Source organism: Stenotrophomonas sp. STEN018 (genome assembly GCF_056760235.1).
On sequence record NZ_JBRREK010000037.1, the window covers coordinates 38,653 to 45,588 of the forward strand.

Genomic DNA, 6,936 nt, shown 5'->3' on the forward strand with positions numbered 1-6,936 from the left:
TCAGATCACCTCAAGGTCGGCAGTCAACGCGCCGGCCTGCTTGAGGGCTTCCAGGATTGCGATCAGGTCGCCAGGTGCAGCCCCGACTTCGTTGACCGCACGCACGATCTCGTCCAAGGTGGCGCCGCCGTCAAAGCGGAACATGCGGCTGCCTTCGTTGCTGGCCGTAATGGTGGATTGCGGTGTGGCGACCGTCTGACCACCAGCAAACGCGTTGGGCTGGCTGACCTGGGTCGATTCGCTGACGGTCACCGTCAAGGAACCGTGCGAGATCGCTGCTGGGCTGACTCGAACCTGCGAGCCGATGACCACGGTGCCTGTACGTGAATTGACTACGATACGAGCCGGCGCAGTTCCCGGCGAAAGCTCGACGTTCTCGATCCGCGCCAGCATGCCGATGCGCGCCCCGGGATCGGTCGGCGTCTGCACCGAAACCGTGCCGCCATCAACCGCACGCGCCGCACCTTCACCGAAGGTGGCATTGAGTGCATTGACCATCCGCGAGACGGTGGTGAAATCGTTCTGGTGCAGGTTCAAGGTGATGTCGCCGCCACCAGAAAACACATCGGGCAGCGCACGTTCAACGGTGGCGCCATTGGGAATGCGGCCAGCGCTGGGGATGTTCACCGACATCCGCGAGCCGTCCTTGCCCTGTGCGCCAAATCCGCCAACCACCAGGTTGCCCTGGGCAATGGCGTACACCTGACCGTCGATGCCTTTCAACGGTGCCATCAGCAACGCACCGCCGCGCAGCGATACGGCATTGCCGATCGAGGACACGGTGATGTCGATGGTCTGGCCGGGCTTGGCGAACGGCGGCAGCTCGGCGTGGATCGCCACCGCTGCGACGTTTTTCAACTGCGGATTCACATTGGACGGAACATTGACGCCCAACTCGCCCAACAGGTTCTTCAAGCTCTGCACGGTGAACGGTGCCTGGCTGGTGCGGTCGCCGCTGCCATCCAGGCCAACCACCAGGCCGTAGCCGACCAGTGCATTGCCGCGCACGCCGCCGACCTGGGCCAGATCCTTGATCCGCTCGGCGTGAGCGGGCAGGGCGGCTGCCAGTGCGAGGGCGATCAAGCCGAGATGGCGCATGAAAGAGAAAGTCTTCATCACAGTGCTCAGAACAGCGCAAACGCTGAATTGAAGAAGCGGCCCAGCCAGCCCATCGCATTGGACTGCGCCACCGCGCCGCGACCGCCATAGGCGATGCGTGCATCGGCAACCTTGCTGGAGGAAATGGTGTTGTCCGGGTTGATATCCGCAGCCCTTACAACGCCCTGGATCTGCACCAGTTCGTCGCCTTGATTGAGGCGAAGATTTTTCTGCCCCTGTATCACCAGGTTGCCGTTGGGCAGGCGCTGGATCACGGTGACAGTGACGCTGCCCTGCAGGCGATTGCTCTGCGCGCTATTGCCCTTGCCGCCGAAATCACGATCGGCAGAGGCCGAGGCGCCAAGAATGTCTTTACCGCCCAGCGTGACAGGCGCGCCAAACAGCGTCGGCGTTCCGACATCAACGCTGGATTTCTTGCTGATCGCAGTGGTGGCGGTGGTGGTTGCCATGGTGTTTTCGACCAGGGTGATGGTCAGCAGGTCACCGACATCACGCGCGCGCCGATCGCCGTACAGATTCAAGCCTGGGCCGGCGGCGTAGATGGCGCCTGCGGTTGGCGCTGCTGCCTGCACCACGATGGGTTGGATCGGTGCCATCGGTGCATACGGGCGAACGTCGCCGGCCAAGCTGCAGCCGCCGATCAAGGCAGCGCTCAAGGCGATGGACAGGTGGCGCAGGAGTGGGGTGCTGCTCATGACGGTATCCCTTGGCGACCAATCAGACGTTGTTGTTGAGGTAGCCGAGCATCGAGTCGGTGGTGGAGATGGCCTTGGCGTTCATTTCATAGGCGCGCTGGGTCTCGATCATCGACACCAGCTCTTCGACCACGTTGACGTTGCTGCCTTCCAGCGCACCCTGCACGACGGTGCCCAGGCCGTTGAGGCCGGGCGTACCGTTCTGGGCCGGGCCCGATGCACTGGTTTCCAGGAACAGGTTTTCACCCTTGGCCTGCAGGCCGGCGGGGTTGATGAAGTCGGTAAGCGTCAACGATCCGATTTCTACCGATGCAGCTTCGCCGGCCATCTTCACGCTGATGGTGCCGTCGGTACCAATGGTCATTGACTGCGCACCTTCCGGAATCTGGATGCCGGGCTGCACCGGGTAGCCGCTATTGGTCACCAGCTCGCCCTGTGCATTGATCTGGAAGCTGCCGTCGCGCGTGTATGCCGACGTACCGTCCGGCATCATCACTTCGAAGAATCCGCGGCCATTGGCCATCACATCCAGTGCGCGGCCGGTCTGTTGCTGGCTGCCCTGTTCGAAGTGTTTGGAAGTGGCGACTACGCGTACACCGGTACCCAGCTGCAGGCCGGTCGGCAACTGCGTCTGTGCCGAGGACGAACCGCCGGGCTGACGTACCTGTTGATACAACAGGTCTTCAAAGCTGGCGCGGTCGCGCTTGAATCCGGTGGTATTGGTGTTGGCCAGGTTGTTGGAGACAACCGACATACGTGTCTGTTGCGCATCCAAGCCGGTCTTGGCGACCCACAATGCCTGATTCATGGTGCGATTCCTTGGTGACGGATACCGGCCGATTGGCCCTTGCCACTGTCAATGCATGGGCTGTGCCAAAACCGGTGCCGGAATGCCGGCGCTGAACACATTGGCTCTGCGGTGCCCGTGGCAGCGAGACCACGTAGCGATACACATGGATTCGCGCAGGCCTGAGCAGTGCGGGACTGTCGGATATGAAGACGTGTGGGATTGACATCGTGGCGTTGGAAACGGGTAACCCACCGTTTCCAGCGCTGGCCCGGCCGAAGGCCAGGGCAGGCGCACTGCATGCGCGCTGGCGTTGATCTATCAGCCGTTGAGGCGCAACAAGCTGTTGGCACTGCGAGCGTTCTCGTCGCCGTGCTTGATCACTTTCACCTGCATTTCGAACTGGCGTTGCAGCTGGATCATCTGCACCAGCGCGCCGGCTGCATCGACATTGCTGGATTCCAGCATGCCGCTGTCCAGTGCCTTGCCTTGGCGCTGGGCGAAGGGTTGCTGCGGATCGGTGTTGCGCATCAAGCCGTCGAGGCGCCGCTCCAGGCGTTCGTTGGGTGCATCAACCACGCGCAGACGACCGATCATCGCCATCGTCTGCGGGCCTTCACCCAGCGGAATGATCGACAAGGTGCCGTCGTGGCCGATCTCCATGGCCTGGTGCGGCGGTACTGCTACCGGGTTGCCATTGTCATCGAGCACTGCATTGCCTTCAGCAGTTACCAGCTGCCCGTTCGGCGTCAACGACAGGGCACCGCTGCGGGTATAGGCCTCACTGCCATCGCTGGATTGCACCGCAAGCCAGCTGCCCGGCTGCAGGGAAAGATCCAGCGAGTTGCCGGTGATCTGTTGCGCTCCGACGCGGCGGTTGAAACCGGCGTCGACGTGCACTGCATCTACCCGCGACGGAAATCCAGGTCCCTGGATGCGGAACGCTTCGGTATTGGCCAGCGCTTCCTTGAAGCCAGGTGTATCCGAGTTGGCCAGGTTGTGCGATACGGTGGCCTGCGCCTGCAGCGAGGCGCGGGCACCGGTCATGGCAACGTAGAGGGCTTTGTCCATGGGGCTGGAATTCGCGTATTGAGATTGGAGTTGGACAACCGCAGAGCGCAGCGGGGATCAGTCAAGTACTGGCTGATCCCCGGTCCGCGCTTTACCTGATGTTGATGATGGCCTGGGTGACCTGGTCCTGCGTCGACACCATCTGCGCATTGGCCTGGAAGTTGCGCTGGGCGACGATCATGTTGACCAGCTGCTCGGTGAGATCCACCGTCGAGGCTTCCAGCGAGCCCGCCTGGATCTGGCCCAGATCCGAGGTGTCCGGCGCGCCGGTCCGCGGACTGCCGGAGGAGAAGGTCTCCACCCACAGATTATTGCCCTGGTTCTGCAGGCCCTGCGGATTGTTGAAGGTGGTCAACGCGACCTGGCCGAGCGGCTTGTCGTCGCCATTGGAATAGCGTGCATACACCACGCCTTCCTCGGAGATGCTGATTTCGTTGAGCTTGCCGGCGGCATAGCCGTCCTGGCGGGTATCGCGCATCGCGAACTTTTCGCCGTACTGGGTTGCGCCGGAGACATTCAAGGTCAGGTTGACCACGCCGGCGCCGGTGACGGGCGTAAACGGCGCCAAGGTGATGTTGCCATTGGTAGGACTGGTCAAAGCGCCGGCATTGGAGAACTGCAGCACCGACGGTGTACCGGCGGGCTGACCATCCACATAGTTGTGTACCTGCCACTCGTTGGCGGTGCCTGTTTTCACGAAGTACGAGGTCTGGGTGTGGCTGACGCCCAGCGAGTCGTACACGGTGATGCCACCGGTGGAATGGTTATAGGTGTTGGAATCGGTCGGGTCGAACGGCGTTACTGTTGGCTGCGGCGCATTGCCGGGCAGGGTGAACGCCATGTTGACCAGACTGCTCTGCTTGGGCGGGCTGTCGGTAGTGAGCAGCTGCAGGTCGGTCAGCTGGCCATCGAAGCGGGTGCCATCGGCGTTGGGAGTAAACACCTGCAGGCGCGCGCCCTGTGGGTTGACCACATAGCCGTTGTTGTCGGTCTGGAAGTTGCCGGCGCGCGAGTACACGCGCGCACCATTCATGCTCATGGTGAAGAAGCCTTCACCGGCCACCGCCAGGTCCAGGCTGCGCCCGGTCTGGTTGATATTGCCCTGCGAAAACTGCTGCGCCACATTGCTCAAGCGTGCGCCGGAGCCAATCGCGTTGCGCGACAGGCCGTAGCTGGTTGCGTTGAACAGATCGGAAAATTCGGCGCGTGATTCCTTGAAGCCGGTAGTGTTGACGTTGGCGATGTTGTTGGCGGTGACACTCAGGTCCGCGTTGGCGGCGTTGATGCCCGACAGTGAGACGTTGAAACCCATGGCGATACTCCTGGGAAATCGAAGAGGGGGCTCAGCTGACGCGGAGCACGTAGTCGAGCGGGGCAGTGCCCAGCCCCTTGAGGTTCAGGTACAGGCCATCGGTACCCACGGTCACGCTTTCCACTTTCGCCTGCACATAGGTGCTGAGCTTGCTCTGCGCACCTGCGCTGTCGGTATGGGTAGCGGTGACGGTGTAGCTGCCGGCCGGCATGCGCTTGCCATCGGCATTGGTGCCATCCCACTGGAAGGCGACCTCGCCAGCAGCGTTGGCCGGGACGGTCAACTGATCGACCTTCAAGCCATTGGCATCGGTGATGTCTACAGTGATGGAGCCGGCTGACGCTGCAACGACGGTGCCGCTGGTGCCACCTTCGGCCTCCAGTGCAACCTTGGTGGAGGGCACCATCACGTCATGGCCTACCAGCGCTGCGCCACGCAGCACCTGATCGCTGGCCATGGACTGCTGGAAACCCTTCACCGACGTGTTCAGATCGGTGATGCCCTGCACCGTGGACAGCTGCGCCATCTGCGCAACCATCTGGCTGTTGTCCATTGGTTTGGTCGGATCCTGGTGCTGCAGCTGGGTGCTCATCAGCTTCAGAAAATCGGCCTGGTCGAGCGAACCTTTGTTCTTGGTGGTGGTGGGTTTGTTCGGGGCATTAAGCCCGAGCGAGCCGTAAAGATCGGAGTTGACGCTGGTACTCATGTCGGCAGATTCCTGGGGGAGTGGGCTCAGCGGCCCATGGTCAGCGTGGCCAAGGCAAGTTCCTTGGCGGTACTGAGCATTTCCACGCCGGCCTGGTAATTGCGCGAGGTGGAGATGAGGTTGACCATCTGTGCGACCGGATCGACGTCGGGTGAATACACATAGCCCTCGCCATCGGCCAGCGGATGATTGGGTTCGTAGCGTTTGATTGGCGGTGCATCGCTCTGCGCGATTTCCTTGACCTGTACGCCGGTCAGATTAGGATCTGTACGACTGGTCACGGCCTGGAAGATCGGCTCCAGCGGCTTGTATACCGCCTCCGGCGAGCCGGCGATGGAATCCGCGTTGGACAGGTTGGAGGCGATGGTGCTCATGCGCACCGACTGCGCCTTCAAGGCCGAACCGGCAATATCAAAGATGGGTAGATTGCTCATGGCGCGCTTCCTTATTGACCGGTAATGGCGGTGAGCATGGTTTTCACCTTCGACTCGACGAAGCTCAGCGAGGCGCGGTATTCCAATGCGGCGCGGCCGTAGGCGGCGCGCTCGGTATCCGGGTCCACGGTGTTGCCATCCAGGCTGGGCTGCGCGCCTTCACGCAGGATCTGGAACGGGTTGAGTCCGTTGTTGCCGCCGATGGCGTAGTGCTGCTCTGCCGTGGCGGTCAGCAGGCCGTTGCCGCTGGTTGCCCCTTGGGCATTGCGCAGGGCGGCATCGAAGTCGAGGTCGCGGGCCTTGTAGCCTGGCGTGTCGGCATTGCTCAGATTGCTGGCGATCAGCTTCATACGCTGCTCACGCAGCGGCATCGCCTGGGCGTGGATGCCTAGATAGTTGGAAAACAGGTTGGCCATGTGGAACCTCCCACGAAACGTTGCCGGGGAAGCTGCAAAACCTGTGCCAAAGGAGCATGTAGTGCCGAGCCATGCTCGGCAGAGGCGTTACCGGCAATGCCGTTGGAGCGGCGTAAGCCGCGCAGCCAATGCTGCGACAGGCCGCAAAGGGCTACCCCTCCCCAACCCTCCCCTTGGCTACGCCAAAGGGAGGGGGGCAAACGTAGTGCCGAGCCATGCTCGGCAGGCGCGTTACCGGCAATGCCGTTGGAGCGGCGCAAGCCGCGCAGCCAATGCTGCGACAGGCCGCAAAGGGCAACCCCTCCCCAACCCTCCGCTTGGCTGCGCCAAGGGGAGGGGGCAAAAGCGGTAGTGCCGAGCCATGCTCGGCAGGGGCTTTACTGGTAGAGCCCTTGC

8 protein-coding genes are annotated in these 6,936 nt (G+C 62.2%); all 8 read right to left on the reverse strand.

Annotated elements, in window-relative coordinates; all coding sequences use genetic code 11:
- The gene (locus tag ACVOMB_RS14520; protein WP_481531829.1) at positions 1–1,116 is read right to left on the reverse strand and encodes a flagellar basal body P-ring protein FlgI; all 1,116 of its coding nucleotides are present in this window, start codon (positions 1,114–1,116) and stop codon (positions 1–3) included.
- An 8-nt stretch (positions 1,117–1,124) separates the two neighbouring features.
- Complete coding sequence (gene flgH / locus ACVOMB_RS14525) at positions 1,125–1,814, reverse strand: flagellar basal body L-ring protein FlgH (protein ID WP_481531830.1); 690 nt, start codon at positions 1,812–1,814, stop codon at positions 1,125–1,127.
- A gap of 22 nt (positions 1,815–1,836) precedes the next feature.
- Positions 1,837–2,622 (reverse strand): flagellar basal-body rod protein FlgG, encoded by a 786-nt coding sequence (gene flgG, locus ACVOMB_RS14530; protein WP_481531831.1) that lies wholly within the window; start codon positions 2,620–2,622, stop codon positions 1,837–1,839.
- Positions 2,623–2,922: 300 nt separating this feature from the next.
- Positions 2,923–3,672 (reverse strand): flagellar basal body rod protein FlgF, encoded by a 750-nt coding sequence (locus ACVOMB_RS14535; protein ID WP_481531832.1) that lies wholly within the window; start codon positions 3,670–3,672, stop codon positions 2,923–2,925.
- A 91-nt stretch (positions 3,673–3,763) separates the two neighbouring features.
- Positions 3,764–4,984, reverse strand: coding sequence for a flagellar hook protein FlgE (gene flgE, locus ACVOMB_RS14540; RefSeq protein ID WP_481531833.1), 1,221 nt, complete (start codon positions 4,982–4,984; stop codon positions 3,764–3,766).
- A 31-nt stretch (positions 4,985–5,015) separates the two neighbouring features.
- The gene (locus ACVOMB_RS14545) at positions 5,016–5,690 is read right to left on the reverse strand and encodes a flagellar hook capping FlgD N-terminal domain-containing protein (protein WP_481531834.1); all 675 of its coding nucleotides are present in this window, start codon (positions 5,688–5,690) and stop codon (positions 5,016–5,018) included.
- Positions 5,691–5,716: 26 nt separating this feature from the next.
- The gene (flgC, locus tag ACVOMB_RS14550) at positions 5,717–6,124 is read right to left on the reverse strand and encodes a flagellar basal body rod protein FlgC (RefSeq protein WP_481514494.1); all 408 of its coding nucleotides are present in this window, start codon (positions 6,122–6,124) and stop codon (positions 5,717–5,719) included.
- A gap of 11 nt (positions 6,125–6,135) precedes the next feature.
- Complete coding sequence (flgB, locus tag ACVOMB_RS14555) at positions 6,136–6,540, reverse strand: flagellar basal body rod protein FlgB (RefSeq protein WP_481531835.1); 405 nt, start codon at positions 6,538–6,540, stop codon at positions 6,136–6,138.
- Positions 6,541–6,936 lie beyond the last annotated feature (396 nt).

What these genes read in the sequence shown, in the direction of transcription:
- ACVOMB_RS14520 (WP_481531829.1), bottom strand. Translation starts at nt 1,116, where the DNA reads ATGAAGACTTTCTCTTTCATGCGCCATCTCGGCTTGATCGCCCTCGCA.
- flgH (WP_481531830.1), bottom strand. Translation starts at nt 1,814, where the DNA reads ATGAGCAGCACCCCACTCCTGCGCCACCTGTCCATCGCCTTGAGCGCT.
- flgG (WP_481531831.1), bottom strand. Translation starts at nt 2,622, where the DNA reads ATGAATCAGGCATTGTGGGTCGCCAAGACCGGCTTGGATGCGCAACAG.
- ACVOMB_RS14535 (WP_481531832.1), bottom strand. Translation starts at nt 3,672, where the DNA reads ATGGACAAAGCCCTCTACGTTGCCATGACCGGTGCCCGCGCCTCGCTG.
- flgE (WP_481531833.1), bottom strand. Translation starts at nt 4,984, where the DNA reads ATGGGTTTCAACGTCTCACTGTCGGGCATCAACGCCGCCAACGCGGAC.
- ACVOMB_RS14545 (WP_481531834.1), bottom strand. Translation starts at nt 5,690, where the DNA reads ATGAGTACCAGCGTCAACTCCGATCTTTACGGCTCGCTCGGGCTTAAT.
- flgC (WP_481514494.1), bottom strand. Translation starts at nt 6,124, where the DNA reads ATGAGCAATCTACCCATCTTTGATATTGCCGGTTCGGCCTTGAAGGCG.
- flgB (WP_481531835.1), bottom strand. Translation starts at nt 6,540, where the DNA reads ATGGCCAACCTGTTTTCCAACTATCTAGGCATCCACGCCCAGGCGATG.